Raw genomic sequence first — 25705 nt, forward strand, 5'->3', positions numbered from 1 at the left:
AGTCGTACGGCCATTGTGTCAGGTTGGGGAGGACAGGTATTTACTTGGTCATACGCGTGACACATTGGGTGGGCATGATGGCGATAGCACCGGGATGGTGCCAGGAGAGGCAGGCAGGAGGCCTGCGACACCAGGGAAGCGCAACAGTGGACGTTGCGAAAGCTTTTAGGGAGGACGTGCTCGTACTAGCACCCGGCCAATAGGCCGGGTCTTTTTTTGGTCGACGCTTTTAAAGGGGCGAGGGGAGTAACAGCGGTACGATGAAGTAGACGAACACGGTAATGACAAAGGCGCTCACGATATTCATGGCAAAGCCCGCCTTGGCCATCTGCTTGATCGTGATACGTCCGCTGGAGAACACCGCGGCATTGGGCGGGGTCGAGATCGGCATCATGAAGGCGCAGGTGGTCGCTAGCGCCACTGCCACCATCAACCCAAGCGGGTTGCCGGTGGTAATCGCCGAGGCAAGCCCGGCGGTAATGGGAATCGCCATGTTCGCCGTCGCGGTGTTCGAGATGATCTCGGTCAAAAAGAGCATCAGAAGGACCATGAAGAGCAGCAACCAGAAGTAGCTGACGCCATCCAGCAACTGAAGCTGTTCGCTGATCCAGCCGGTCAGGTCGCTGGCGCTGAACGCCGCCGCCAGCGACATGCCCCCACCCCACAAAATGAAAAGTCCCCAGGGGAGGTTTTTCATGTCGTCCCAAATCAGCAGGCTGCGCTTTTCGCTGTGGGCGGGAATGATGAACAGGGAAATCGCGGCGATGATTGCGATGAGCGTGTCGTTGAGCGGTAGATCGAAAAAGGGCGCCAGCCAGCCGCGCAGTGCCCAGGCAAGGGCGGTCAGCACGAATACCCCCAGCACGCGCTTTTCATCCCGGGTGATCGGGCCAAGCGCCTCGAGCTCCTGGGCGACGAAGTTCACCTCCAAACGCGTGTTGGGCACCTTCGAGTACACCCGTGTGAGGTAGACGTACAAGAAGGTCAGCAGCAATAACGTGAGCGGTAGCGCGAAAATCATCCACTGCAAGAAGCTGATTTCGACATCGAAGAATTGCGGGATCATCGCCACGACGATGGCGTTGGGCACCGAGCCGATGATCGTGGCCAGCCCGCCGATCGAGGCGGCGTAAGCTACCGTGAGCAGTAACGTCCGAGCAAAGGCGTCGCGCTGGTTCTTTTCGAATTGATCGCGCTCGTCAAGCTCGCCCAGCAGGGCCACGGCGATGGGCAGCATCATCAACGCCGTGGCAGCGTTGGAGATCCACATGGAGAGAAACGCCGAGGCGATCAACACGCCCAGCACGATGCTTCGCAGGCTATTGCCGATACGGTTGACAATAGAAAGCGCGATGCGCCGGTGCAGGTTCCAGCGCTCGATGGCGATCGCCAGAATAAAGCCGCCCATGTACATGTAGATGACCGGGTTGGCGTAGCCCACCACCGCCTCGTCCATCGCCATCACACCGGTCAACGGTAGCAAAACCATGGGCAAAAAGGAGGTCACCGGAATCGGCACCGGCTCCGTTACCCACCAAACGGCCATCCAGACCGTCAGCCCCAGCACGATGCGTGGCATGGGATCGATCAGCGTGGCGGGCATCGCAAACTGTAATAACGCAAACAGCAGCGGCCCCGCCAACAGCGGCACCCAGCGGCGCCACTCTTGGGTTAACGCACTCATACCTGGCTCCAAACAATATCAAGTGGCTCAAACGGTGGTGTTTTTCACGCGGCAATCCTACCACCTTGGTCTATTGAACGTTGGTGGCAAGGCTACGACTTTGGTCGCAATCAGGAGGGCAGCCCGGTGTCAGGCACACGGTGCTATTCGCACCTTCGGTGTGGGCAGGAAAACCAATCGAGTATCCAGCGGATAGGCGCTGAGAGTGAATAAACCAGATCATCAACCCATATAAGGAAGGGTAAAATAAAAACCCCGGCCAGTGGCCGGGGCGGGAAAGCTACTTCTTCGCGTCGCTTTTTTCGTCGTTCTCGTCGTCTTCCTTGGGTTTGTCACTGCCCTGATGGCCGAGCGTGCCGGCCTGATCCAGCCGGGGGTGGTTGTCGTAAAACAGCCGCTCGATATCGTCGACGTTGTCCAGCAACTTGATGGCTTCGGCCAGCACGTGAATCGCGGCGAGCACATCCTGGGTGTTGCCGGTTTCCGAGATGGTGTGCATGTTGCGCGTGGAAAAGCCGATCGAGGTCGCGGCGCTATCGATCGACGCCAGCACGCCTGCCATGCCGTCGGTGCCGGTATCCACACCCACGATATCGCGCTGCATGGGAATATCGTGCTGGCGCGCGGCTTCAGCGATGATCCGGTTGAGCTGCTCGCTTGCGATCGAACCCACGGACATGGTGAAGCCCTTGCCCATCTCGAGCGCCTGCATGCGCTTGTCGCCAATGCCCGGGGCGGCCACGTAGTCGTGGTTCACGTCGATGCCGATCAACGCATCGGGCTTGAGATCACCGGCCAGTACGCGGCTACCAAAGCGGCCGATCTCTTCATAGCTTGCGATGGCAAACATTACGCGCACGTTGTTCGTGCCACCGGCTTCGGCCACGAGTTTGGCCACTTCCGCGGTGACGAAGCAGCCCAGGCCGTTATCCAGGTAGGCGCCGTAGAAGGTGTCCGGGCTAAAGCCTTTCTTGATCGGACGGTTGAAGATGATCGAGTCTCCCGGGCGCACGCCCAGGTTCAATACCTGCTGCTTCTTGTTCTCGCCGTGGATCTGTAAATCCAGGTAGATCTGCTCTTTCTTGATGCCTTTTTCGCCGCTGCGAACGCCGGGGTCAGAAAAGTGAATCGCACCCAGCGCCTCGACGGTGCCGCCTTCCAAGCGGCGGTAACTGCCGGGGGCGTCCGGGTCTTCGCTGAACAGAATCACTTCGTGGCCGATCAGCACGGTAGGCAAAAAGGAGTCGGTATTGATCCAGATCTTGCCGTCTTCACCGATCGAGCGCACCTGCATGCGGATTTTATCGGCGTGGCCTACCAGCATCACCTTGAACATGTCGTCGCGGCCCGGATGCGTATCCAGGACTACGCCGGCGTTACCCCGGTACTGGTGGAGTTTCCAGTCCGTGGGAGCAAAGCTCTCGAAGTAGGGCTTCAGTACGCCGTAGGTCATGGCGCCTTCCAGACCGACCGGGCTGGGTGCGGATATAATGTCGCGCATCACATCGAACTGCGCGTCGGGCATTGGCTGCGTCCAGGGTTTGGCGCTATCACTCATGTAATACTCTCCATACTGTCGTTACCAGGCTAGTTAGTCTGGCACATTCTGTTGAAAACGTAAGCTGGTCACGTTTAAGCGATCTCGTCATCGCTGTGAATCATTTCATAAAGTGTTCGAGCTGCGCTAGAAAGCGGATGGCGCCGGCTCAGTACGATACCCAGTTCACGCGGTGTCTCTGGATTGTGTAAAGGGCGGTAATCGATGCCTTCCACGGCTATTTGGCGAAAACTCAAGGCGGGCAGCACGCTAATGCCTAGCCCAGCGGCAACCATTCTCCCCACGGTGGCAATCTGGCTTGCATCGCAGAGTATATCGAGCTTCACGTTGACCGCTTCCATTGTGCGGTCGATATCCTGACGGGAGCTGGAAAGTCGGTTGATCCCTATAAAAGGATAGCTACCCAACTGCGCCCATTCGATACGTTGCTGTCTTCCAAGCGGGTGGCCGACGGGAAAGACCGCCATATAGTGATCCACCAGAATAGGTTCAAACGTTAAGTCGTCCGAGTCCTGGGGATTGACGGAAAGGCCAAAGTCCGCACGGCCCTCTCGGACCATCTGATTGATCTGATCCGCCAGTACGTCATGTAGGTTCAAGTTAATACGCGGATAGCGTTCGTGAAAGCGTTTGACGACTTTGGGAAATAGCCCTGCGGCAAGAGTAGGAAGGGCCGCGACCGCCACTTTGCCTCGCTGCTTCGAAAAGTGCTGGCTCAGGTCTTCGAATGCCTCGTTCCAGTCGCCAAGTAGGCGCAGAGCGATTGGCAGAAAGGCCTCGCCCTCCGGCGTCAGCGCCAGCTGGCGGCTGGTACGGGCAAACAGCGCCCCGCCCACGTTCTCCTCGAGTTTACGCAGCGCGATGGAAATCGCGGGCTGGGAAAGGTGTACACGTTCGCTGGCCTCGGCGAAGCTACGCGATTGGGCCACCGCCACGAACACTTGCAGTTGCTTGATGCTGGTAGTCATTTAAAAATTAAAACACACATCGAATGCCTTTCAATGTATTAAAGAGAGCTAAAGGGGAGGGGCGCGGGGCTTTTGCATACCCTCAATGCCTATACTTTAGTTTATGTAAAGTATCTTTAATTCTCTGGCGAGACACTCGTTGGCGCCAATAATCCTTCACACATAACGGGTTAGAAAGTCTTTTCATGATGTTTTAAATAATTAAACAAAAGATAAAAACAATTTAATATACAAAATCATGTCTGCCTCCCATCGTTAAGCATCGCTTTAAAAAAGCGTTGTTATGTAAGGACTTATACCTTCGTCTGATAACAAGAAAGGCTCATTCATACGGGCCTGGGAGCTGACATGAAAACGCTACTGACCGCCGTCGTCGCAGGCACCGCTTTGCTCGCTGCCACCACCAGCCACGCCAACGAACGCCTCTTGATAGGCTCGACTTCCAGTTCGTCCAGCCACTACAGCTATTTCGTCGCCGTCAACCAGATCATCAACAACCAGATCGACGGCATCAGCTCCTCGGTGGCGGAAACCGGCGCCGCGGTAGATAACCTTCGCCGCCTGGGGCGTAACCAGATCGATATGGGGCTGGTGACCACCAATATCGGTTATCAAGCCTACGCCGGCGAGCAGGATTTCGAAGGTCGTCCCGTCGATAACCGTCTGCTATGGGTGTACACCGTATCGCCGCAAAACGCGGTCATGCGCGAAGATGCCGATGTAACGTCATTTGGTGAGCTGGACGGCGTCCGCTTCAACCCGGGGATCACCGGCTCCGCCACCGAAAATACCACCGAGGCCGTTATGGAGGCGTTAGGTATAACGCCGGATTACGTGCGGGGCTCCACCACCGACATCGTCGATTCCATGAAGGATGGTCGCGTGATGGGCTCGGTCAAATCCGGCGTGGGTGATCGCCTGGATGGCTCGTCCATGGACATCGCGACCTTCACACCGATCAGCGTGCTCTCCCTCGATGACGAGCAGGCGCAAACGCTGCGCGACGAGATGCCCGACATCGCCATCGTCGACGTGCCCGAGGGCGCCGCTGACGGTATCCCCGGCTACACCACTTGGGCGTTCGGCGTAGCCGTACACGCGCATCCCGATATGGATGAAGAGACCGCTTATCAGATCGTCAAGGCGGTGATGGAGAACCCGGAGCCTCAGGTGAACGCATTCTCCGCCATGCGCGATGCGGACATTGCGCAAATGACCCTGGAGGTCGGTACGGTCCCGCTTCACGCGGGGGCGGCGCGCTATTTCGAAGAGCAGGGGTTTGATATTCCCGATGCCTTGCAGCCCGTGCAGTAACGCCTAACCGGGGAGGATGTTCATGCGCGATGCTCTTGTTAAAGGATTAGCCCTCTCGCTTGGGGGCTTGATCCTCTTTACGTCCGCCACCGGCCCCTTCGAGAGCCTGGTTCAACGCAGTATCTTTCTTGCGCTGGTCATCCTGCTGGGGCTTGCCGTCTACCCGTTGGGGGATGGCAAGCGCTGGCGACCGGCGGGGCTTGTGATCGATGCGCTAATTGCCATTGGCGTGGTGCTGGCCTGCGGCTACGTGGCCCTCAATCACGAACAGATACTCGTTGAGCTGCCTTGGGCCTCGCCGCGCGACATGGCGCTAACCGGGGTGCTGCTCATCGCCATTCTGGAGCTTTCGCGCCGGGCGATCGGCTGGATATTTCCCCTGCTGGTGCTCGCCGGGCTCGCCTACGCGTGGTTCGGCGCCTATATCCCGGGGCCGATGGGGCATCGCGGCTTCGATCTCTACTACATGACCGAGACCATCTATCTGGGCGATCTAGGCGTGTGGGGCATGCTGGTCGGCGTGGCCGCCACGACCATTGCCGCGTTCGTACTCTTTGGCTGTCTGCTGTTGCATACCGGCGGCGGTAATACCTTCATGGATCTGGCGCTGCGCATCAGCGGGCGCTCGCCGGGCGGAGCCGCCAAGGTGGCGACCGTTGCCTCGGGGCTTTTTGGCATGGTGAGCGGCAGCGCCGTGGCCAACGTGGCGACCACCGGTAACTTCACCATTCCGATGATGAAGCGGCTCGATTATCCGCGCCCCTTCGCCGCGGGCGTGGAGGCGGTGGCCTCGACCGGTGGGCAGATTGCCCCACCCATTCTGGGCGCGGCAGCGTTCATCATGTCCGAGATCATCGGCGAGAGTTATCTGCGCATCGCGTTGGCGGCGCTATTGCCGGCGGTGCTTTTCTACTTGGGTGTGTTCTTGACGATTCATCTGGTAGCCAAGCGGCGTGAGCTCAAAGTGGTGCCGGAGGACGAGCTGCCGCCCTGGTCCGACATACTGCGTATGGAGCGCATCATTCCCATCCTGGCGGCGCTGGGCGGGCTCTTCTACGGGGTGCTGAGCGGGCGCTCCATTCAAATGTCGGCGTTCTACGGCATTCTGATGACGGTACTGACCTTCGTGCCTTTTGCGTTGATCGCCCGGATGCCGCTCAAAGAGATTGCCGGCAAGCTTCTGGGCGGGCTGGTCGATGCGGGCAAGGGCATGGTGATCATCGGGGTGTTGCTTGCCGGCGCGCAGATTCTGGTCGCCATGATCGGCATGACCGGTATCGGCGTGACGCTTGCCAGCTTGATCGTCAATGTTGGCGGCGAATCGCTCTTTCTCGTGGCGCTGATCGTGGGCGGGGTGTGCTTGATTCTGGGGATGGGTATTCCCACCACCGCCGCCTACGTGCTGGTGGCCTCGGTGCTGGCGCCGGCCTTGACCACCATCGGTGTCGAGCCGCTCATCGCGCACCTGTTCGTTTTCTACTTCGCCACGCTTTCGGTCATTACGCCGCCGGTGTGTATCGCGGTGTTCGTCGCCTCGGGCATTGCCGGGACCAACTGGCTGCCCGCGGCGGTCGAAGCGGTGCGCCTGGCCGCCGCGATCTACGTCATCCCCTTTCTGCTGCTGATCTACCCGGCGCTAGCGGGCTTTGGCTCGGCCTGGGACATTGCGTTGGCAAGCTCTCAGGGCGTGGTCTTCGTGGTGGCCTTCGCCGCGCTCATGTCGCGCGTGGCGATGACCGGCCACCGCGTGGTGGACCCGCTGGCGCTGGTGTTGGTGATCGGCCTTGCGTTGATACCCGGGTGGCTGACCACGCTCAGTGCGTTGGTGATCATCGTGGCGCTCTTTGTGCGTCGGCGCCGGCTGCTGGCGTCCTCCACCGCATCTGCGGCGCCAACACCGCCGGCCTCGACCGTTTAAGGAGCACATCATGAGTTTTCTACTGGGAAGTGGCGCAGGGTTCTCGGGTGACCGTACCGATGCAGCCGAAGCGGTAGTAGCGGAGCTGATCAAGCGCCAACAGCCGGCGGCGCTGGCCTTTGAAACCCTGGGCGAGCGCACGCTGGCGGCGGCGCACCGGGCTATGCGTGAAGACCCGGCCCAGGGGTTCGAGCCTTTGATCGAGGAGTTTTTGCCGCCGGTTCTACGTGACTGCGCGGAGCACGGTATCAAGATACTGGGCAACTTCGGCGCGGCGAACCCCAAAGGGGCGTGCGAGCTGGTCCGCCGCTTGGCACTGGAGGCGGGCTGTCCGGATATCGCGATTGCCCAGGTGTATGGCGACGACATTCGCGATCGGCTGCACGCGCTCGACCTGACCCAGTGGGAGGCCGAACGTCAAGCGCTGCCCGAGCAGAGCGCGCTCATTTCCGCGAACGTCTACTTGGGCGCCAGGGCGCTGGTGGAGGCGCTGGCGCTGGAGGCAGACATCGTCGTGACCGGGCGCGTCGCGGACCCGGCGCTTTTCCTGGCACCGTTAATGCACCACTTTCAATGGCGCTGGGACGACTGGGACCGGCTGGCCTGCGGCATGATGGCCGGCCACCTGGCCGAGTGCGGCGCCCAGGTCAGCGGCGGCTACTTTGCCGACCCCGGCGTTAAGGAGGTGCCCGGGCTTGCCACGGTGGGTTATCCCATCATCGAGGTGGAAGAAGATGGCCACCTGCTGATCACTAAGCCCGAGGGCAGCGGCGGCTGCGTCACCGAGCAGACCGTCAAGGAGCAGCTGCTTTACGAAGTCCACGACCCGGCGAATTACTTGACCCCGGACGTGGTGGTCGATCTTTCCAACGCCACGGTTCGTCAGGTCGGCCCGGATCGGGTGGCGGTCAGCGGCATTCGCGGCAAGCCCGCCCCGGAGCGTTTGAAAACCACCGTGTGCTACGAAGGCGGCTGGCAGGGCGAAGCCGAGATCTCCTACGCCGGGCCCAATGCGCTGGGCAGGGCCCAGCTAGCCGCTCAAACGCTGCGCGAGCGCCTGGCGTTTCGCGCGCCGGCGGAGCTTCGTACCCGCTTCGATATCATCGGCTTTACGAGCGTGTTCGACAGCGACGATGGCGCCTTGCAGCGTCTGGCGGCCCCTGCCTCTTCAAGTGGCGACTACCGCCTTCGCCTGGCCGCGGAGCACGCCGAACGGCGCTGGGTGGCGCGCGCCACCCAAGAGCTGCTGGCGCTTTATTGCGCCGGCCCGGCGGGGGGCGGCGGCGTCCGGCGTCAGTTCCAACGCCGGGTATTCACCGCCTCTTATCTGGTCAAACGTAGCGATATCAACGACTACGCCGAGCTGTTTCAATCTCACCATCAAGAAGGTGTCGCCCATGCTGCAAGCTGACCAGACGCGCCAGGCGCAACGCCTCGACACCGTGCCCCTTCACCAACTGGCGCACGCCCGGGCCGGGGACAAGGGCGAGCGGCTCAACATCGCGCTTTTTGCCTACCAGTCGGCGGATTATGCGCGGCTGGTCGAGGCGCTTACCGAGGCGCGGGTGCTCGCGCTCTTTGCTCATCGCGGCGCCAGCCGTGTCCAGCGTTACTTGCTGCCGAACCTGGCGGGTATGAACTTCGTCATCGACGATGTGCTTCAGGGCGGCGTCAACGGCGCCTTGAACTTGGACGGCCACGGCAAGACGCTCTCTTATCTGCTGCTGGGCGTGGAGCTTTAGCGCTAACCCGGTACCTCGTATGGCCCTGATGGCGCGAAACCCCTGGCGAGGTGATGCCGGTGGTTTTAAAGCGCCAGGCGACTAGCGCCCAACGGCTGAACGCCCAGGCCCCCAGGCTCCGGCCGGTAAAAGTCCTGGGCTTTTAACGGAAAATCCTCCAGGATAACGCCTTTTTTTCATGGACAGGATGAAAAGGCATGGCGTCTTCTGATCAACCGCGCGCGCAGTGGTTAGGCCGTTGGGGCTTTATGCTCGCCGCGACCGGCTCGGCGGTCGGGCTTGGCAATATCTGGAAGTTCCCCTACATGACCGGCGAATACGGCGGTGGTGTTTTCGTGCTGGTCTATCTGGTCTGTATTTTGGCGGTCGGTGTGCCGGTGATGATGGCCGAGATCGCCTTTGGGCGGCGCGGCCAGGGGAGCCCCGTCGATGCCTTTCGCCGGGTGGTGAACGAGTCCGGGCGCTCGTCGTTCTGGTCGCTTTTTGGCTGGATGTCCATGCTGTGCGGCTTCATGATCCTGTCGTTTTACGTGGTCGTCGCGGGCTGGTCGTTCTCGTATCTCTGGAAAACGCTCTCCGGTGGGTTGAACGGGGAAAGCGTCGAGGCGCTGGCAGCGGTGTTCGACGCCAACAACGAGAACCCATGGAATCTTGGCTTTTGGAGCACGCTGGTAACGATTGCCACCATGGTGATCGTCGGTAACGGGGTTCAGGAGGGCATCGAAAAGAACGTGCGCTGGATGATGCCGGGGCTGGTGATCATGCTGCTGATATTGATCGGGTTTGGCGCCTTCTCCGGCGGCTTTAATGAGGCCTTAGCGTTTTTGTTCTCGTTCAACGCCGGCAGCCTCTCCAGCGACGCGATGTTGGCGGCGCTGGGCCACGCGTTCTTCACGCTCTCGCTGGCCGCCGGCGCCATTTTGACCTACGGCAGCTATCTGCCCAAAACCGCCTCCATCAGCCGCACCACGGTGAGCGTGGCGCTGGCGGACACTGTCGTGGCACTCATGGCGGGGCTTGCCATCTTCCCGGTGATTTTTGCCAACGGTATGGACCCGGCCGGCGGGCCGGGGCTGATTTTCATGAGCCTGCCCATCGCCTTTCAAGCAATGCCATTGGGGACGCTGTTCGGAGCGCTATTTTTCATGATGCTTTCCATGGCCGCGCTCACCTCGTCGATCTCGATGGTGGAGGCCACCATTTCCTGGCTTTGCGATAACAAGGGCTTCTCGCGCTTATCGGCGGCGGTGAGTACCGGTATCGTGCTTTGGCTGATCAGCACCGCGGCGATGCTCTCGTTCAACCTGGGCGCGGACTGGACGCTGGCGGGAAGAACCTTCTTCGACTGGCTGGATTACCTGACTTCGCGGTGGATGATGCCGCTGGGCGGGCTGGGCACCGTCCTCATTGCGGGTTTCTTACTCAAAAATACCGTCATGCGCGAAGAGCTTGGTTTGAACCCGCGCCTCTACGCGCTGTGGCTTTTGATGGCGCGCTACGTAAGCCCGCTGGGCATACTCGTGATCTTTGCCGACCAGCTAGCGCTTTATAGCGTCACGTTCGCCCAGCACTGGCCGTGGCTGTTGGCCATTTTGCTGGTGATGATCGTTCTGGGCGAGCTTTTAAGCCCGCGGCTTCGCCAAGCGCTTAAAGCGCGCTAATGGGTTACTGGTCGAGCTGCTGTTCGTCGATGAACCCTTGGGTCAGCGGCGTTTGGCAGTGGGCGAATACTTCCTGCAGAAACTTTTTGCGCGCGCCGCGATAGCCACCGCTTAAAAGCACCGTTTGAGTCAGGCTTTCCAGCAGCGGTGTGCGCTGCTGCTCATCGAGCGCGGCGTACTCGCGAAGCGCGGTGGGCCAGTCCACCTCCAGCGAATTGGGCTTGTCCGGTAGCGTCGCCAGCAGGCGCGATAGGGCCAGGACCAGGTTGGGGTGGGGGTGCTGGTTGCGCATGATCATCTCGCCCACGCCTTGGGCCAGTAGCTTGCGCGTTTGTTCCGGTGCGTCGTCAAGGCGCTCCATGATGCGCTCGATTTGGCGCGGGCCGCAGGCGAGCAGGTAGGCGTCTTCGGTGACCCGCGCGGCGATCCAGGCGTTCCACACCGCGTAGAGCGGCGCCATCAGCATGGGCAGCAACCCGCGTAGCGTTAAGCGCCCCAGCAGGCGGCGCATGACCATACGCAGCAAAAAGCTGCTCATGCTGACCTTGAGCCGGTAAAGCAGCATGCGCAGGGTCAGTTTCCAGCCGTGCAGGTAGGCGTGGGGGTCGACCCCGTAAATCAGGCTGCCCGGGCTTGGGTACTCCAGTGCCACGCGCGCTACCCCCTGTAGAGTTAGCTCGACCGTTGGTGGCTGGGGCGACTCGCCGCTGTAGTTCAAACCGGCAAAGTAGCTCACCCGTGCTACGCCGCGCAGCGCGTTCCAGTAGAGAAAGCCGATTTCCAGTAGCGTTACGAAGCCGGCAAACACCATGTAGCCGGCCCAGTAGGGCAACTGTTCGCGAAACGATAAAGACTCCCAATCGCTGACCAGCACCTGGCGCATCCACCACTCGGAGCCGCCAATCAGCGTGCCCGAGATAATTCCCGCCATGGCCGCCCACAGGATCACCCAGCGCCGGCTTTTCTTGACCGCGGCCCGGTCGGGCTCGGTAAGCGCGGTATGGCGGGTGAGACGGCGGCCGATGTGGCGGCTCGCCCAGCGCTGCATGATATCCGGGGAAGGAGCAAATTCTTGGTCGGGGCGGGTAAGCGGCATGGTCACCAAATAGACTTTGTATTTGCCCTACAGGGTAGCGGCTACTTTCGCGTAGTACACGCTTTGATTGCACCCGGGTGGGTGCCCGCGCGCATCAATTCGTCCCAGCGGGTGGTAAAGCGGTTCGAACGATGGGCGCAGCGCAAATGCCAGGCGGCTTTTTCCGGAGCGGCGCCAAAGCCGATTTTTCCCTGGCCCATGCGCTGATTGATATCGTCCATGGTGGCCATCAACTCGGGGTGGTGCTGATGGCGCGGGGGCTGATGCAAAAGCGACAGCTGATACTGCTCGGCATCGACCAGATCCAAAAGCATCACGCCTGCTTTCATGAAGCGATGATTCGGGCGGTAGATTTGCTCGAGGCCTTCGCGCACGGCGGTAAGTATTACTCGCGTATCGTCGCTTGGCGAGGCCAGCGCAATCATCGCGTGGGGAAAGTACTGCGGCTGGTCCTGGCGGTGGCGATTGGTGCTGAGAAAAATCATCACCGCCCGCGCCAGGCTTCGCTGCTCACGGAGTTTCTCGGCGCTGCGCTGGGCGTGGCGGCTGAGGGCGTGGTGAAGGTCCGCTTTAACGCCGGTTGGCTTGCCGAACGAGCGCGAGGTCATGATGCGCTGGCGCGGCTCGTTCACCGCATTCATTTCAAGACACGGCGTGCCGCGAAGCTCCAGCGCAGTACGGGCCAGAACCACGGAAAAGCGCCGCCGTAGATCGTGATGGTCGCACTCGCGAAGCTCCCAAGCGGTGCGGATCTGGTTGACCGCCAGCCGCTCGGCCAGCCGTCGGCCAATGCCCCACACCGCGCTTACCGGGGTCTGCTTTAAAAGCGCGGCGCTTTCCTGGGAGTCGGCGTGCAGCAGGCATACCCCTTGGTAGTGGGCGCGCTTTTTGGCGTAGTGGTTGGCCAGTTTGGCAAGCGTATGGGTGGGGGCGAGGCCCACGCAGACGGGGAGCCCCAGGTGGCGGCGAATGCGCCGACGCAGCGCCTCACCCATGGCCTGGCACTGCGCGGGGCTCAACCCGTCGAGATAGATGAACATTTCGTCGATGGAGTAGGGCGCCACCGCCGGGCAGGCGTCGCGCAAGAGCTGGCAAAGCCTTCCCGACATATCCCCGTAAAGCTCGTAGTTGGACGATTTTAGGTGGATACGCCCCTGGCGGCGCAGCGTCTCGAGCTTGAAAGCGGGCACGCCCATGGCGATATCCATGGCTTTCATCTCTTCCGAGCGGGCGATGATGCAGCCGTCGTTATTGGACATCACGCCGACGGGCCGGCCTTCGAGGGCGGGCTGAAAGACGCGCTCGCAGCTAACGTAGAAGTTGTTGGCATCGACCAGGCCGATCATGGCATGTACTCGTGGATGACCGCGCGCACCACGCCCCAAAGCTGACAGTCGCTGCTTTCCAGAGGCAGCGGCGGGTAGCGCGGGTGGGCAGAGCACAGGTGCGGCGTGCCGCCATGCAGCGCGTAGCGCTTGATCAGCACTTCGTCGTCGAACATGGCCACCAGAATATGGCCAAGGCGCGGCTGGATGCTGCGGTCCACGACCAACAGGTCGTTATCGAAGATGCCCCAGCCCTCCATGCTGTCGCCGGTGGCGGTCAGGTAAAACGTCTGCGTCGGGTTCTTGATCAGCCGCGTGTTCAAATCCAGCGTGCGCTGCTCGTAATCCTGGGCGGGGGAGGGAAAGCCGCTAAACCCGGCACGCGCGTACAGGCCGGGAAACGCCAGCGGTTGAAAGGTTAACGGCCAGGCTGTCGCAACGTGGGCGGGTTGAGACGGCATCGTGACGTCCTCGAGAATAAAATAATGTATGTATATACAGTATTTGTTTTCGAGAAGAAAAATGCAAGGGTCACGGTATGCACTTTCTCAGCGGGCGAGCCAAAGCCCCACGACGATGGCGCTGATCACGGCGATAAAAAACACGGTATTGCGAACGCGGGTATCACGGCGAGGTTTCATAACGGTACTCATCAGGCAGGAATTTTTAAAAAAGGGGCGCTTGAAGCGGTCCAGGCGTTGGGCCTGGCATGGTAACGTTTACGCTATAAAGCGTCATCAAGGTAAATGCGCATGAACACGACGAGGCACTGCTCATGAACGACGCCGAAAGACCGCTTTCCCTGGCCGGTGGCCGCCTGGCGGGGCTTGCCTGGGGGCGGCCCGACGCGCCGGTTTGGCTTGCCTTGCACGGCTGGCTGGACAACGCCGCAAGCTTTACACGGCTGGCGCCGCTTCTGGTTCGCGCCCTCGATATCCGCATCGTGGCGATCGATTTTCGCGGCCACGGCCACTCCGAACACGGCCCGGCTAACGCCGACTACGCCCTGTGGGATTATACCTTCGACGTGCTCGACGCCCTGGACGAGCTCGGGCTCGAGTGCGCCACGCTGCTGGCCCACTCCATGGGCGCGGCGGTGAGCTGCGTGTTGGCCGCCGCACTCCCCGAGCGCGTAGAGCAACTACTGCTGATCGATGGGCTGGGCGCGCTCAACACCGAGGCCCACGAGAGCACCGAGCAGCTACGTAAAGGACTGTTGGCTTACCGACGCCCGCTTTCCAGGCCGCCGCGCTACGCCGATATCGAAGCGGCAGTGGCCGCCCGGGTGGCCGGTGGCGTCACCCCGGTGACCCGCGCCACGATCTACCCGGTGGTCGAGCGCAACACCCAGGCAAACGCCGAGGGTACTATCGAAATGCGCACCGACATCCGCCTGCTCAAACCGTCACTGGTGCGCTTCACCCCGGAGCAGGTGCTGGCGTTTCTGGCCGGTATACAGTCCCCGGTCCTGTTAATCGAGGGAGACAAAGGCATTCTGGCCGCGCGTCGCTGGTCGGAGAAGGCTCGCCAGGCGGTGGGGCACTTGACGCGCCAGATAGTGGCGGGGGGCCACCACCTACACCTGGAGCCCGAGGCCGTGGAAACGGTCGCCAGTGTGATAGGTGAATATTGCGAACGCGAAGCCGGCAAGCACGGGCAGTGATGAGCAGGCTCGAAAGGAGTGTGAAACCCTCGAGCGGCGCATGCCAGACCGTGGCTGGCAGCCGCGTTTACGGCCCACGCTTTCTAAGCAGTACGTACACCGCGCCGGTGCCGCCATCGCCCTCCACGGCGGAGCAAAATGCCAGTACCCCCGGCCATTCTCTGAGCCAGGCGTTGGTATGGCTTTTAAGAACGGGGAAGTCCGCCGTGGCGCCCCAGGCCTTGCCGTGCACCACCAGTACGCAGTGAAGTCTTTGGTCAGCGGCGTCGCGAAGAAAACTTTCGAGCTCCAGGCGGGCCTCTTCCAGGGTATAGCCGTGCAGATCGAGTCCCGCCTGCCAGGCGGTTTGGCCGCGCTTTAGCTGGCTAAACGTGCGGTAGGGTAGATCGGGAATGGTGAATTCCAGGTATTCCGACGGGCGCACCGGCTCCACGCGGCCGTCGGAGGTGCGCCCGGTCGCGGTCTGATCGCCACCTTTGACCGCCGCCTGGCGCCGTGCGGCCTGGGCGTCTTTTTCGCGCTTGGGTTTGCCCGGGTCCGCCTGATTGCTAATGAGGCGCCGCACGCCCGCCTCCTGAAGCGCCTGGCGAAAGGCGCTGATATCTTCATCATTGGGCGAGTGGCGGCGGCGCGACATGGGAGGCTCACAAAATAGCGGGGTGAAAAGTGGCTTGAAAACGCACAGTATAGCGGCCCTAACGGCGCTGTGAACCGGGCGGCGTCGAAGGTACAATTATTTAACGATTTTTACACAGCGGCGTTTACCAAGCGACGTTTTTAAACCCCCGCGGCGGTAAGGCTTTACGCCGCCGCGCGCTCAGCCAGGAGCCCTTGTGACCACGCACCTCAATGCCGAGACCTCTCACTCGACGCTTACTCTGCCGGAGTCGGCGTTAACCAGCGACTTGATCACGCTGCGCGATTATCTGCGCTGGGCGACCAGCGAGTTTTACGTGGCGGGTCTTCACTACGGTCACGGCACCGACGCCCCCTGGGATGAAGCGGTTGCGCTATGTTTGGGGGCGCTGCACCTGCCCTGGAACGTCGACCCCGGCGTGCAAGAGGCACGGCTTTTGCCCGTCGAGCGCCAGCGTATCGTCGAGCTGGTGCGCAGGCGCGTCGAGACGCGTGCGCCGCTTCCGTATCTGCTGGGCGAGGCGTTTTTTGCAGGTTTTCCTTTTGATGTGGACGAGCGCGTGTTGATTCCCCGTTCGCCCATTGCCGAGTTGATCCTGGATGGCTTCGGCGCCTGGTTCGATGAAGAGCCCCCCGAGCACGTGCTCGATCTGTGCACCGGTTCGGGCTGTATCGGTATCGCCACGGCGCTTACGTTGCCCACCTGCCACGTCACGCTTGCCGATATCAGCCAGGACGCGCTGGCGGTGGCGCGCCAAAATATTACCCGTCACGACGTGGGCGGCCGGGTGCGCGCCGTAGAGTCCGACGTGTTCGATGGCTTAAAAGGCCAGCGTTTCGATTTGATCGTCTCCAATCCGCCCTACGTGGACGCCCAGGACCTGGCCACCATGCCCGCGGAGTTTAGCCACGAGCCCGCACTTGCCTTGGGCGCCGGCGCTGACGGGCTGGATATCGTGCGGCGCATTCTGCGCCAGGCACGGAGTCACTTGAGCGATGACGGCTGGCTGATCGTCGAAGTCGGCAATTCCGATCGTCACGTCGAAGAGGCCTTTCCCGAGGTTGGCTTCATGTGGCTTGAATTCGAGCATGGCGGCCAGGGCGTTTTTGCCATCAGCGCTGCTGAACTCGACGCCCACGCGGCGTCATTTGCGTAAGGAGTCGTCTCCATGTCTGGCAATACGTTTGGCAAACTCTTCAGCGTGACCACTTTCGGCGAGAGTCACGGCCCGGCGCTGGGCGCCATCGTGGATGGCTGCCCACCAGGGATCGAGATCAACGAGCAGGATCTTCAAGCCGAGCTCGACCGTCGCCGGCCGGGAAGCTCGCGCCATACCACCCAGCGCAAGGAGCCGGACGAGGTGCGCATTCTCTCCGGCGTGTTCGAAGGTAAAACCACCGGTACCTCGATAGGGCTTTTGATCGAGAACACCGACCAACGCTCGAAAGACTACTCCAAAATCAAGGATCAGTTTCGTCCCGCCCACGCGGATTACACCTACCACCACAAGTACGGTCACCGCGACTATCGCGGCGGCGGGCGCTCCAGCGCCCGGGAAACCGCCATGCGCGTCGCCGCCGGTGCCATCGCCAAAAAGGTGTTGGCCGCCCAGGGCATTCAGGTGCGCGGCTACATGAGCCAGCTAGGCCCGCTCAAGATCGAGTTCAAAGGCTGGGAGGCGGTGGAGCAAAACGCCTTTTTCTGCCCGGACGCCGCGCGCGTGGCCGAGCTCGAGGCGTTCATGGACCAGTTGCGCCGCGACCAGGACTCGATCGGCGCGGAGATTACTCTGGTCGCGGAGGGCGTACCCGTTGGCCTTGGCGAGCCGGTGTTCGACCGCCTGGACGCCGAGCTTGCCCATGGGCTCATGAGCATCAACGCGGTGAAAGGCGTCGAGATTGGCGCAGGTTTTCAAAGCGTGGCCCAGCGTGGAAGCCAGCACCGCGACGAGCTGACCCCGGAAGGTTTTCTTTCCAACCAGGCCGGCGGCATCCTGGGCGGTATTTCGAGCGGCCAGCCGATCGTTGCCCGCATCGCGCTCAAACCCACCTCGAGTATCACCACGCCCGGGCGCTCGATCGATGTTCACGGCGAGCCGGTCGAGGTGATCACCAAGGGACGTCACGACCCCTGTGTCGGTATTCGTGCCACGCCCATTGGTGAAGCGATGATGGCGATCACGTTGCTGGATCACCTGCTAAGACATCGTGGCCAGAATGGTGATGTCAGTGTGACCACGCCCCGCTTGAGCTGACAAAGTCCGTCGACGTTTGCGCTGCTACACTTGAACGCAGCGCAAGCATCGCTTGCCACCACCATCCTCTTCACAACCGTATAACAACAGCGCGTCATACGAGCACAGGGAGCCGCCCATGAAAATCAACGTTGAGTTCGACCTTACGCCGGAAGAGTTTCGCCAGTCGCTGGGCCTGCCGGATGTGGAAGCGTTTCAGCAGCATTTGCTCGACAGCATTCAGCGCCAGATGGAATCCGGGGTGGAAGGGTACGACCCGATGAGCCTGATGCGACCTTTCCTGCAGCAACCCATGATGCAGCAAGGGCTCTCCCAGGGGCTTGCCCACTTTGGCACCTACCAGCAGATGATGCTGGATATGCTCAAGCAGGCGGGCAGTGCCACCGGCGGTGAGACGGCCAAGGATGACGCCGAGCAGACGCAAGCGCAGAGCCAAGAGCAAAAGACGCGGGCCAGCGCCTCGTCCCGCTCGCGCGCCAAAGAGTAATTCGGAACGGCGTTGCCAAACGCGGCGCCAGTCACTACGCTTTTGGTAGCGCCGAAGGGTTGTTTCGGGTTACAAAAGAGACGTGCCGTCTTTTTAAAAGCGGATTTTTGGACGGTATCAGGCCTTATGAAACGGCGCTTGCTGGGCGATGGGTCAACGAGTATGCAAGCCTCTCTTCGCGCAGCATAACGTGTATAAAAAAGCGATGTAGAACCTCTCTACATACATTGATGTGACCTCCATTGCCTTGAAAGGAGCCAGGACCATGCAGGACAAAATGTTTGATGCCTTCAACAGTCAGACCCGCCAGATGTTCGAGCCGATGCGTAAAATGAACTCGCTGATGCTCGACAACATGCAGAAGCTGACCCACTACCAGCTCGAAGCGATGCAGCGCTACACTCAGATGGGCTCTGATCGCGTGCGCCGCGCAACCGACGTAAGCGATGCCGAGAGCATGCGCGACTTCGGCGCCCAGCAGGCCGAGATGATGAAAGAGCTTTCCGAGCAGATGCAGGAAGACGCGCGCGCCATGGGCGAAATGAGCATGACGTTCAAGTCCGAAATGGAGAAGCTCTTCAGCGATGCCGGCCGCCAGATGGGCGAGCAGGCCAACGCCGCCGGCAGTCAAATGCGCGAGCAGGCAAACGAAGCCGGACGCAAAATGAGCGAGCAGGCGAGCAACGTCGCCAAGGGCGGCGACCCCAGCGGCCAGGCCAGCAGCGAATCTACTCGCAAGAAGTAATCGGTAATGCTCACGGCGCCTTCGGGCGCCGTCTTTATTAGCCGTTGGGTAAAGAGGTAAAAGCGCCTCGGCAACAGCGCGTCGCCGAAGCGCAGGGAGGCAACGTATGCAGTCAGCGTGGAACACGGCGCCGCAAGGCCTGAGCCAGGTCGAGATGGCCGCCTGGAAAAGCGTACTGGAGGAAGTGGGCGAGCAGTACCAGGCTCTGATGGAAGAACTGCTTGGCAAGATGGCGCCCAGCGAAGCTGCCGATTCCGTTTACGGCGATATGCGTCAGAGCTTCGAGGCGGCCGCCCAGTCGCTGATGGGCGACCCGACCCTTTTGTGGGAAACCCAGACGCGGCTAATGCAGGATCAGTGGCTTTTATGGCAGCAGGGTATGCGCAGCCTTGCCGGCGAGACGGTGACGCCACTGATCAAACCCGCTCAAGGGGATCGCCGCTTCAAGGACGACGCCTGGACCAGTGAGCCGTTCTATCTTTCCTTGATGCAGCAGTACCTGCTCTTTTCGCAAACCGTGGACGAGCTGATCGGCAAGCTGGACGGGCTCGAAGGAACGAGCAAGCGTCACCTCACCTTTTACGCCCGCCAGCTGGTCAGCGCCATGTCGCCTTCCAACTTTATTTCCACCAACCCGGAAGTCGTGCGGCGCACGATGGAAACCAAAGGGCAAAACTTGGTAGACGGGCTGACCCGCCTGCGCGAGGACCTGGCCAACTCCGCCGAGGGCATCAACGTACGCATGACCGACCGCCAGGCATTCGGTATCGGCGACAACATCGCCGTCACGCCAGGCTCGGTTGTGTTTGAAAACGAGCTGATCCAGCTGATCCAGTACACGCCTACCACGGAACAGGTTTTCAAAACGCCGCTTCTGATCCTGCCGCCCTGGATCAACAAGTACTACATTCTGGATCTGCGCGAGGACAACTCGCTGGTGAAGTGGCTGGTGGACCAGGGCCACAGCGTTTTTTTGATCTCCTGGCGAAACCCCGGCCCCGAACAGCACGACGTCACCTGGGCGGACTACATGCAGATGGGGCCGATCAGCGCGATGGAGGCGATCGAAAAAGCCTGTGGCGAGAAGTCGGTCAACCTGATGAGTTACTGCGTGGGCGGCACGCTGGCGGCCTCGACCGTGGCGTACCTCAACAGCACGCGCCGCGGGCGTAAAGTGAAATCCATCACCTACATGGCCACGCTGCAGGATTTTCGCGACCCGGGGGATATCGGCGTTTTCTTGAGCGAGTCCGTCGTGCAGGGGATCGAGCAGTCCATGCAGTTAAAAGGGTATCTGGATGGCCGCTCCATGGCCTACACCTTCAATTTGCTGCGGGAAAACGATCTTTTCTGGTCGTTTTTCATCAACAACTACTTGAAGGGCGACGTACCCGCTGCGTTCGATCTGCTTTACTGGAACACCGACGGCACCAACCTGCCCGCCGCGACCCACGGTTGGTATTTGCGCCACATGTATCTGGAAAACCGCTTGGTCGAGCCCGGTGGCATCGAACTCGATGGCGTGAAGATCGACCTTCGCAAGGTCTCCACGCCAAGCTATTTCGTCTCCGCCAAAGAGGACCACATCGCCAAGTGGAACAGTACCTACCATGGCGCGCTTTTGCCCAAAGGGCCGGTCACCTTCGTGCTGGGTGGCTCTGGCCATATTGCCGGCATCGTGAACCCGCCGCACAAGAACAAGTACGGCTACTGGACCAACGATACCCTACCCGCGGATCCGGACGCCTGGCTCGAGGGCGCCCAGCACAACGAGGGGTCCTGGTGGCCGCACTGGCAGGCGTGGATGACCCAAAATGGCTATGCCGATGCACAAAAAAAGGTGGCCGCGCGCGTACCGGGAGAGGGCGGGCTGAGCGTGGTCGAACCCGCCCCTGGGCGCTACGTGCGCCAATCCATCCCCGACGTTCTTGGCGAGATCCCTGATGTAGAGTGACCCTGATGTAAAGTGACCAGGGCCACGCACGATCAAGCCCGGCGCGCCGGGCTTTTTTGGGTCCAGGCGCTCAGGCAAATTGTCGCATCGGGAGGGCGGCGCTTCTAAAGGGCGTAGGGTAATAGCGTATAATGAGTGTTTGCGGCACCGGGCTGAAACGCCGCTGCCTCAAGCCGAACGCCTGCTCAGGAGATCATGCATGCTCGATACACTCAAATCCGTACAGCGGAGCGTCGTTCCCGTCCTGCTGGGCGCCGCCGTTTTGCTGGGAGCGGTCAGCGCTCAGGCAAGCACTATCAATGTGTCCAACCCACGCCTGAGCCTGGTGCCGGGGGATACGCCCGGTGCTGGCTACTTTGACATCGCCAACGACGGCGACACCGCCATTACGCTCATCGGCGCCGAAAGCGATGCCTTTGAAAAGGTCGAGATGCACGAAAGCACCGAGCACGACGGCATGGCGCACATGCACGCCATCGAAGATATCGAGATCGCGCCAGGCGAAACGTTCAGCTTTGCACCGCGCGGCCATCACCTGATGTTCATGCAGCGCGTCGACGCGCTACAAGAGGGTGACGAGGTCGAGGTAACGCTCGAGTTCGAAGAAGAGCGTCTGCCGGTCACCTTCGGCGTGGTGTCCCCCGCGTCGCTTTAACGTGCGGCGTCAATACCCGATCTTGAATACCCTGGGTAGAGAATAGTGAGTATGCAAAAAGTGCTATGGCCGCTGCTGGCAGCGGCTTTATTGGTGGGCTGTAGTGACGAGACCTTTCGCACCACCGACATCGAAGAGATCATGCCGCCGCTCGAGTTCGACCTGACCGACGACGACGGTCAGGCGGCGAGTGCCGAGGAGTACCGCGGTAAAACCACCCTGGTTTACTTTGGCTACACCCAGTGCCCGGACGTGTGTCCACTGACGCTAGCGCGTTTTGCGTCGATCCTCGACCGGCTCGACGAGCAAGAGCGCGACGACGTACAAATGCTGCTGATTTCGGTCGACCCGAACCGCGACACGCCCGAGGTGCTCAAACGCTACACTGACGCCTTCGGCCCCGAATTTACCGGTTTGACCGGCGATAAGCAGAAGATCGACGCGCTAACCAACCGCTACCGGATCTCTTACACCTTCGAAGAGCCCAACGAGCGCGGCGACTATATCGTCAATCACTCGAGCGCCGTGTTTGCCTTCAACGAAGAGGGCGAGCCACGCTTTCTGGTGCGCGACCCGCACTCCGATCAGGACGTGCTCGCCGACCTTCGCCGCGTAATCGCAGAGGGATAGGTCAAGAGGGATAGGTCACAAGGTAGTTCAAAAAAATGCTCGAAAGAGTGCTCGAAAGTCAGGTACAAAAAAGCGCCCCGCAGGGTAATGCCGATCAGTTAAGGCTTTTGCCTACCCATAACGAGCGGTAAATCTATTGTAGCAGCGCGTTGCGCTGCGTCGCTGGCTAAAGCCTGCTCTTACGAGGGATGGGGCACGACTCCATTGTAGGAGCCCAATTCCATTGGGCGATGGCGGCGATAGCCGCCCTTCGGTGGCGACGGCACTTTTGGTTGCCATCATCACCAACCCCAGCAGCGCGTTGCGCTGCATCGCTGGCTGAAGCCTGCTCCTACAAGGGATGGATGCAAGATTTCGTTGTTGTGGAGCCCGCTTCAGCGGTGGTCCGACAATTCGGCGAATGGCGCCGTCAGGCGCCCTGGCCAAGCCACCCGTCGCGAGCTAAAGCTCCGTCCCACAGGTGATAGCCAAGCTTAACTGATCGGCATTACCCCGCAGGGCGCTTTTTTAATGGTCGCTTTTGGGCACTCTTTTGAACGTTCGGCCCGCCTAAACGGGCTAACTTAGCAGACCGACGAAAGGCCGCAGTTGGACGTATAAAGGCGTGAATTGACGTCCAGTGTCAGGCGCTCGTTGGTGGTGTCGTAGAAAAACGACGCATAGCCATTCTCGGAATGCGCGGTTTTATAGAGCCCGCAGACGCCGTAGCCGTACTGGATTTCCTGCAGCTGTGAAAGCTCTACGGGAAGCTCGGTGTCGAGCTCGGCGGCGATCGCCGACTGGATCTGTTGATCCACTTTGCTGGCCGAGAGTGCCTGGCTGCCAAAGATGGCCGCCCCCACGATCGCCATGAAAGCGAGGGGAAGGACAATCAACAGTAGGAAGGGGCGAGATTTAAGCATGAACTCATTATGCCACCGCGCCCTTCCCAGTCAAGCGGGCGCTTTGGGCCATAATGACGCACCCGCCAGCGTTTGAAAGCCATCTTTAAAGCAGTGTCTTGCGCCGCTCTGTGCGCGCGCGTAAAAGCCCCGCCATGCTCATCAGCGCGGCCAGTATCCAGATCGGCAGGCTGCCCATTCGAGTAAACGGCGTCTGCCCCTGCATGGCGTAGAAATCACCGGTCAGCGAAGTGGTCTCGAACTGCGGGGCGCGGTCCACCACGTTGCCCCGGGCGTCGATGATCGCGGTGATACCGTTGCTGGTGGCGCGCAGTACATAGCGGCCGTTCTCCAGCGCACGCAGGCGCGCCATCTGCAGGTGTTGATGCGGGCCGATCGAGGCGCCAAACCAGGTGTCGTTGGAGACCGTCACGATCACGTCGCTTTCAAGCGCGCGGCTAGCAACCAGCTGTGGATAAATGATTTCGTAGCAGATCGCGTTGCCGATACGCAGACCGCCGGCCTCCATCGGTGCCTGAACCGATTCGCCTTTGGCGAAGCTCGACATGGGCAGGTCGAAAAAGTCGATCGCACCGCGCAAAAGGCTTTCGAGCGGCAGATACTCGCCAAAGGGCACCAGGTGCTCTTTTTGGTAGCTGCCGGACACGTTGCCCACGCCGATCATGCTATTGAAGTAACGGTTCTGCTCGTCGAGCTGAACGATACCGGTCATCAGCGCGGTCTCTTCGGGCAGATCCGCCTGGAGGCGCTCGAGCACGGGGCGCGCTTGGTACTCGAACATCGGCACCGCGGTTTCGGGCCAGATGATCAGATCCGCCTCGTTACTGACGGTTTGGGTCAGCTCCGTGTAGATATCCGCAGCGGCGCGCTGGCCCTCCGGCGTCCACTTGATCAGCTGCGAAAGGTTACCCTGCAAAAGCGCCACACGGGTCGGCTGGCTGGCCTGAGCGGTCCAAAGTTGGGGGAGTGCCAGGGGGATCAGCCAAATGGCTGCCAGAGGTAGCGCCATCCAGAAGTGTCGGCGCAGCACCATAACGCCTAACGTGCCGCTGAGGGCGACCAGCAGCGAAAGAAGATACACCCCGCCTAGCGGCGCCCAGTTGGCAAGCGGCGAGTCCACATGAGACGAGCCCAATAAAAGCCAGGGAAAGCCGGTGAACAGATAGGTGCGCAGTACCTCGCCCAGCACCCAGATACCCGCAAAGCTCAAAAACGTCAGGCGCTCGCCGGCAAAGCGGCGAAACACCCAGAACGACAGCGCGTAGAAAAGCGCCAGTACGCCCACGAAAAGGCCGGTTAAAAGCACCGCCAGCGGCACGCCGGTATAGCCGTAGTCGTGAATCGAAACGTACACCCAGGAGGTGCCGGTGGCAAAGAGCCCAATCCCAAATGCCCACCCCTTGAGTGCGGCCTGGCCGGGGGAGAGGTAGTGAATACCTGCAAAGAGCATCCCTACCGCGACCGGGCCCAACCACCAAAGCTCGAAAGGAGAGGCCGTTAGCGTGGTAAAGCCGCCCGCGATCAGGGCGGCGAGCAGTTGAAAAGCGAACCGAGACGTAAAGCCCATAGCGATATCCTGTGAGCGAAGTAAAAGCCAACGATGTAAAGGCGCCGGGTTCGGGTTAGTCGGTGTCCGTCGCGGTAGCGGTTTCGTTGCTGTCGCGGTAGGCCTCGAGCAGGCGAATGCGCCGGTTATCGGCGTTCAAAACGATAAAGTGCCAGCCGCCAAGGTTTGTGTGCTCGCCGCGCCCGGGCAGGTGGCCGAACTGCTGCATGACCAGGCCACCCACGGTGTCGAACTCGTCATCGGAAAAGTCGGTATCGAAGCGCTCGTTGAAGTCCTCGATCGGGGTGAGGGCGCGGATGGCGAAATGGCCGTTGTCGAGTCGACGAATGGCGTCCTCTTCATCGGTATCGTGCTCGTCTTCGATATTACCCACGATCTGCTCGAGAATATCTTCGATGGTGACGATGCCCGCGGTGCCGCCATACTCATCCACCACCACGGCCATGTGGTTGTGGGTATCGCGAAATTCCTTTAGCAGGCTGTTCAAGCGCTTGGACTCGGGGATGAACATCGCCGGGCGCAGCACGTCCTCCAGCAAAAACGCATCCCGGCGCTCCTGGGACTGCGACAGCAATGGCAGCAGGTCCTTGACCAAAAGAATGCCCTTGATGTCATCGAGGTTTTCGCCGATCACCGGGTAGCGCGAGTGGCCGGTTTCCTGAATCAGCGGCAGGTAGCCGTCGCTGGTTTGGTCGATGGCGATTGCCGAGACCTGGGAGCGGGGGATGAGGATTTCGCGCACCTGCTGGTCGCTGATCTCGAGCGCGCCTTCGATGATCATGATGGCATCCTGATCGAGCTTCAGTTTGCCGGCGGTGTGACGCAAAAAGGTGAGCAGCTCATCACGAGAGCTGGGTTCGTCGGATTCACCAGTGAGGGCGCCAAAGAGTTTCTCGAGCCAGGATTTTTGATTGGACGTGCTCGATGGGTCTTCGCTCATTGCGT

Annotated in this window: 23 protein-coding genes; 13 read left to right on the plus strand and 10 right to left on the minus strand. The window is 60.8% G+C overall.

Features of this window, described 5'->3' with window-relative positions; genetic code table 11:
* Window positions 1-229 precede the first annotated feature (229 nt).
* The 3 genes from ACWHRL_RS05245 to ACWHRL_RS05255 all read right to left on the minus strand — a co-directional run bounded on the left by ACWHRL_RS05245 (window position 230) and on the right by ACWHRL_RS05255 (window position 4210).
* Window positions 230-1684: an SLC13 family permease gene (locus ACWHRL_RS05245; protein WP_447528201.1), complete on the minus strand. Its 1455-nt coding sequence runs from the start codon at window positions 1682-1684 to the stop codon at window positions 230-232.
* 280 nt (window positions 1685-1964) lie between these two features.
* Window positions 1965-3242 carry a M20/M25/M40 family metallo-hydrolase gene (locus ACWHRL_RS05250; protein WP_447895524.1) on the minus strand — a complete coding sequence of 426 codons (1278 nt, stop codon included), beginning with the start codon at window positions 3240-3242 and terminating at the stop codon, window positions 1965-1967.
* 74 nt (window positions 3243-3316) lie between these two features.
* On the minus strand, window positions 3317-4210 hold the full coding sequence (locus ACWHRL_RS05255) for a LysR substrate-binding domain-containing protein (protein WP_447895525.1): 894 nt from the start codon (window positions 4208-4210) through the stop codon (window positions 3317-3319).
* Window positions 4211-4558: 348 nt separating this feature from the next.
* Between ACWHRL_RS05255 and ACWHRL_RS05260 the strand changes: the two genes are divergently transcribed.
* From ACWHRL_RS05260 to ACWHRL_RS05280, 5 genes are all read left to right on the plus strand, one after another.
* On the plus strand, window positions 4559-5524 hold the full coding sequence (locus tag ACWHRL_RS05260) for a TAXI family TRAP transporter solute-binding subunit (protein WP_447528204.1): 966 nt from the start codon (window positions 4559-4561) through the stop codon (window positions 5522-5524).
* Between the two features lie 22 nt (window positions 5525-5546).
* Window positions 5547-7442: a TRAP transporter permease gene (locus ACWHRL_RS05265; protein WP_447895526.1), complete on the plus strand. Its 1896-nt coding sequence runs from the start codon at window positions 5547-5549 to the stop codon at window positions 7440-7442.
* 10 nt (window positions 7443-7452) lie between these two features.
* The gene (locus ACWHRL_RS05270; RefSeq protein WP_447895527.1) at window positions 7453-8853 is read left to right on the plus strand and encodes an acyclic terpene utilization AtuA family protein; all 1401 of its coding nucleotides are present in this window, start codon (window positions 7453-7455) and stop codon (window positions 8851-8853) included.
* Window positions 8840-9184: an AtuA-related protein gene (locus ACWHRL_RS05275; protein ID WP_447528207.1), complete on the plus strand. Its 345-nt coding sequence runs from the start codon at window positions 8840-8842 to the stop codon at window positions 9182-9184. The genes ACWHRL_RS05270 and ACWHRL_RS05275 overlap by 14 nt, the downstream gene beginning before the upstream one ends.
* A 197-nt stretch (window positions 9185-9381) precedes the next feature.
* Window positions 9382-10845 (plus strand): sodium-dependent transporter, encoded by a 1464-nt coding sequence (locus tag ACWHRL_RS05280; RefSeq protein ID WP_447895528.1) that lies wholly within the window; start codon window positions 9382-9384, stop codon window positions 10843-10845.
* A 4-nt stretch (window positions 10846-10849) separates the two neighbouring features.
* Here ACWHRL_RS05280 and ACWHRL_RS05285 read toward each other — a convergent pair whose 3' ends face one another.
* The 3 genes from ACWHRL_RS05285 to ACWHRL_RS05295 are packed head-to-tail and all read right to left on the minus strand — an operon-like array spanning window position 10850 to window position 13727.
* Window positions 10850-11941: an LBF_2804 family protein gene (locus tag ACWHRL_RS05285; protein ID WP_447896149.1), complete on the minus strand. Its 1092-nt coding sequence runs from the start codon at window positions 11939-11941 to the stop codon at window positions 10850-10852.
* Between the two features lie 41 nt (window positions 11942-11982).
* Entirely contained in the window at window positions 11983-13287 is a 1305-nt protein-coding gene (locus tag ACWHRL_RS05290) for a Y-family DNA polymerase (protein WP_447895529.1), read from the minus strand.
* Window positions 13284-13727 (minus strand): LexA family protein, encoded by a 444-nt coding sequence (locus ACWHRL_RS05295; RefSeq protein ID WP_447895530.1) that lies wholly within the window; start codon window positions 13725-13727, stop codon window positions 13284-13286. The genes ACWHRL_RS05290 and ACWHRL_RS05295 overlap by 4 nt, the downstream gene beginning before the upstream one ends.
* Window positions 13728-14041: 314 nt before the next feature.
* On the opposite strand from ACWHRL_RS05295, the gene ACWHRL_RS05300 reads away from it, so the two are divergent.
* On the plus strand, window positions 14042-14929 hold the full coding sequence (locus ACWHRL_RS05300; protein WP_447895532.1) for an alpha/beta fold hydrolase: 888 nt from the start codon (window positions 14042-14044) through the stop codon (window positions 14927-14929).
* A 67-nt stretch (window positions 14930-14996) separates the two neighbouring features.
* Here the strand turns inward: ACWHRL_RS05300 and ACWHRL_RS05305 are convergent, their stop codons facing one another.
* Window positions 14997-15566 carry a Smr/MutS family protein gene (locus ACWHRL_RS05305; protein WP_447528212.1) on the minus strand — a complete coding sequence of 190 codons (570 nt, stop codon included), beginning with the start codon at window positions 15564-15566 and terminating at the stop codon, window positions 14997-14999.
* Between the two features lie 196 nt (window positions 15567-15762).
* Between ACWHRL_RS05305 and prmB the strand changes: the two genes are divergently transcribed.
* The 7 genes from prmB (at window position 15763) to ACWHRL_RS05340 (ending at window position 22291) form a co-directional block, all read left to right on the plus strand.
* The gene (gene prmB / locus ACWHRL_RS05310) at window positions 15763-16722 is read left to right on the plus strand and encodes a 50S ribosomal protein L3 N(5)-glutamine methyltransferase (RefSeq protein ID WP_447895533.1); all 960 of its coding nucleotides are present in this window, start codon (window positions 15763-15765) and stop codon (window positions 16720-16722) included.
* Between the two features lie 12 nt (window positions 16723-16734).
* A complete protein-coding gene (gene aroC / locus ACWHRL_RS05315) occupies window positions 16735-17820 on the plus strand; it encodes a chorismate synthase (protein ID WP_447895534.1) in 1086 nt (361 codons plus the stop codon).
* A gap of 118 nt (window positions 17821-17938) precedes the next feature.
* Window positions 17939-18307: a hypothetical protein gene (locus tag ACWHRL_RS05320; protein WP_447895535.1), complete on the plus strand. Its 369-nt coding sequence runs from the start codon at window positions 17939-17941 to the stop codon at window positions 18305-18307.
* 265 nt (window positions 18308-18572) lie between these two features.
* Window positions 18573-19052, plus strand: a complete 480-nt coding sequence (locus ACWHRL_RS05325; RefSeq protein ID WP_447528216.1) for a phasin family protein — start codon at window positions 18573-18575, stop codon at window positions 19050-19052.
* Window positions 19053-19158: 106 nt separating this feature from the next.
* On the plus strand, window positions 19159-21006 hold the full coding sequence (gene phaC, locus ACWHRL_RS05330; RefSeq protein WP_447895536.1) for a class I poly(R)-hydroxyalkanoic acid synthase: 1848 nt from the start codon (window positions 19159-19161) through the stop codon (window positions 21004-21006).
* 199 nt (window positions 21007-21205) lie between these two features.
* Window positions 21206-21661 carry a copper chaperone PCu(A)C gene (locus tag ACWHRL_RS05335; RefSeq protein ID WP_447895537.1) on the plus strand — a complete coding sequence of 152 codons (456 nt, stop codon included), beginning with the start codon at window positions 21206-21208 and terminating at the stop codon, window positions 21659-21661.
* A 51-nt stretch (window positions 21662-21712) separates the two neighbouring features.
* Window positions 21713-22291 carry an SCO family protein gene (locus ACWHRL_RS05340; RefSeq protein ID WP_447895538.1) on the plus strand — a complete coding sequence of 193 codons (579 nt, stop codon included), beginning with the start codon at window positions 21713-21715 and terminating at the stop codon, window positions 22289-22291.
* Between the two features lie 563 nt (window positions 22292-22854).
* Here ACWHRL_RS05340 and ACWHRL_RS05345 read toward each other — a convergent pair.
* From ACWHRL_RS05345 to ACWHRL_RS05355, 3 genes are all read right to left on the minus strand, one after another.
* On the minus strand, window positions 22855-23193 hold the full coding sequence (locus ACWHRL_RS05345) for a hypothetical protein (RefSeq protein WP_447528220.1): 339 nt from the start codon (window positions 23191-23193) through the stop codon (window positions 22855-22857).
* Between the two features lie 85 nt (window positions 23194-23278).
* Window positions 23279-24760: an apolipoprotein N-acyltransferase gene (gene lnt / locus ACWHRL_RS05350; RefSeq protein ID WP_447895539.1), complete on the minus strand. Its 1482-nt coding sequence runs from the start codon at window positions 24758-24760 to the stop codon at window positions 23279-23281.
* A gap of 55 nt (window positions 24761-24815) precedes the next feature.
* The gene (locus tag ACWHRL_RS05355) at window positions 24816-25700 is read right to left on the minus strand and encodes an HlyC/CorC family transporter (protein WP_447528222.1); all 885 of its coding nucleotides are present in this window, start codon (window positions 25698-25700) and stop codon (window positions 24816-24818) included.
* Window positions 25701-25705 lie beyond the last annotated feature (5 nt).

The sequence above is a fragment of the Vreelandella sp. GE22 genome (genome assembly GCF_968212445.1).

Excerpts from the sequence above, each read along its gene's own strand:
- ACWHRL_RS05245 (WP_447528201.1), bottom strand. The coding sequence starts at position 1,684 with ATGAGTGCGTTAACCCAAGAGTGGCGCCGCTGGGTGCCGCTGTTGGCG.
- ACWHRL_RS05250 (WP_447895524.1), bottom strand. The coding sequence starts at position 3,242 with ATGAGTGATAGCGCCAAACCCTGGACGCAGCCAATGCCCGACGCGCAG.
- ACWHRL_RS05255 (WP_447895525.1), bottom strand. The coding sequence starts at position 4,210 with ATGACTACCAGCATCAAGCAACTGCAAGTGTTCGTGGCGGTGGCCCAA.
- ACWHRL_RS05260 (WP_447528204.1), top strand. The coding sequence starts at position 4,559 with ATGAAAACGCTACTGACCGCCGTCGTCGCAGGCACCGCTTTGCTCGCT.
- ACWHRL_RS05265 (WP_447895526.1), top strand. The coding sequence starts at position 5,547 with ATGCGCGATGCTCTTGTTAAAGGATTAGCCCTCTCGCTTGGGGGCTTG.
- ACWHRL_RS05270 (WP_447895527.1), top strand. The coding sequence starts at position 7,453 with ATGAGTTTTCTACTGGGAAGTGGCGCAGGGTTCTCGGGTGACCGTACC.
- ACWHRL_RS05275 (WP_447528207.1), top strand. The coding sequence starts at position 8,840 with ATGCTGCAAGCTGACCAGACGCGCCAGGCGCAACGCCTCGACACCGTG.
- ACWHRL_RS05280 (WP_447895528.1), top strand. The coding sequence starts at position 9,382 with ATGGCGTCTTCTGATCAACCGCGCGCGCAGTGGTTAGGCCGTTGGGGC.
- ACWHRL_RS05285 (WP_447896149.1), bottom strand. The coding sequence starts at position 11,941 with ATGCCGCTTACCCGCCCCGACCAAGAATTTGCTCCTTCCCCGGATATC.
- ACWHRL_RS05290 (WP_447895529.1), bottom strand. The coding sequence starts at position 13,287 with ATGATCGGCCTGGTCGATGCCAACAACTTCTACGTTAGCTGCGAGCGC.
- ACWHRL_RS05295 (WP_447895530.1), bottom strand. The coding sequence starts at position 13,727 with ATGCCGTCTCAACCCGCCCACGTTGCGACAGCCTGGCCGTTAACCTTT.
- ACWHRL_RS05300 (WP_447895532.1), top strand. The coding sequence starts at position 14,042 with ATGAACGACGCCGAAAGACCGCTTTCCCTGGCCGGTGGCCGCCTGGCG.
- ACWHRL_RS05305 (WP_447528212.1), bottom strand. The coding sequence starts at position 15,566 with ATGTCGCGCCGCCGCCACTCGCCCAATGATGAAGATATCAGCGCCTTT.
- aroC (WP_447895534.1), top strand. The coding sequence starts at position 16,735 with ATGTCTGGCAATACGTTTGGCAAACTCTTCAGCGTGACCACTTTCGGC.
- ACWHRL_RS05320 (WP_447895535.1), top strand. The coding sequence starts at position 17,939 with ATGAAAATCAACGTTGAGTTCGACCTTACGCCGGAAGAGTTTCGCCAG.
- ACWHRL_RS05325 (WP_447528216.1), top strand. The coding sequence starts at position 18,573 with ATGCAGGACAAAATGTTTGATGCCTTCAACAGTCAGACCCGCCAGATG.
- phaC (WP_447895536.1), top strand. The coding sequence starts at position 19,159 with ATGCAGTCAGCGTGGAACACGGCGCCGCAAGGCCTGAGCCAGGTCGAG.
- ACWHRL_RS05335 (WP_447895537.1), top strand. The coding sequence starts at position 21,206 with ATGCTCGATACACTCAAATCCGTACAGCGGAGCGTCGTTCCCGTCCTG.
- ACWHRL_RS05340 (WP_447895538.1), top strand. The coding sequence starts at position 21,713 with ATGCAAAAAGTGCTATGGCCGCTGCTGGCAGCGGCTTTATTGGTGGGC.
- ACWHRL_RS05345 (WP_447528220.1), bottom strand. The coding sequence starts at position 23,193 with ATGCTTAAATCTCGCCCCTTCCTACTGTTGATTGTCCTTCCCCTCGCT.
- lnt (WP_447895539.1), bottom strand. The coding sequence starts at position 24,760 with ATGGGCTTTACGTCTCGGTTCGCTTTTCAACTGCTCGCCGCCCTGATC.
- ACWHRL_RS05355 (WP_447528222.1), bottom strand. The coding sequence starts at position 25,700 with ATGAGCGAAGACCCATCGAGCACGTCCAATCAAAAATCCTGGCTCGAG.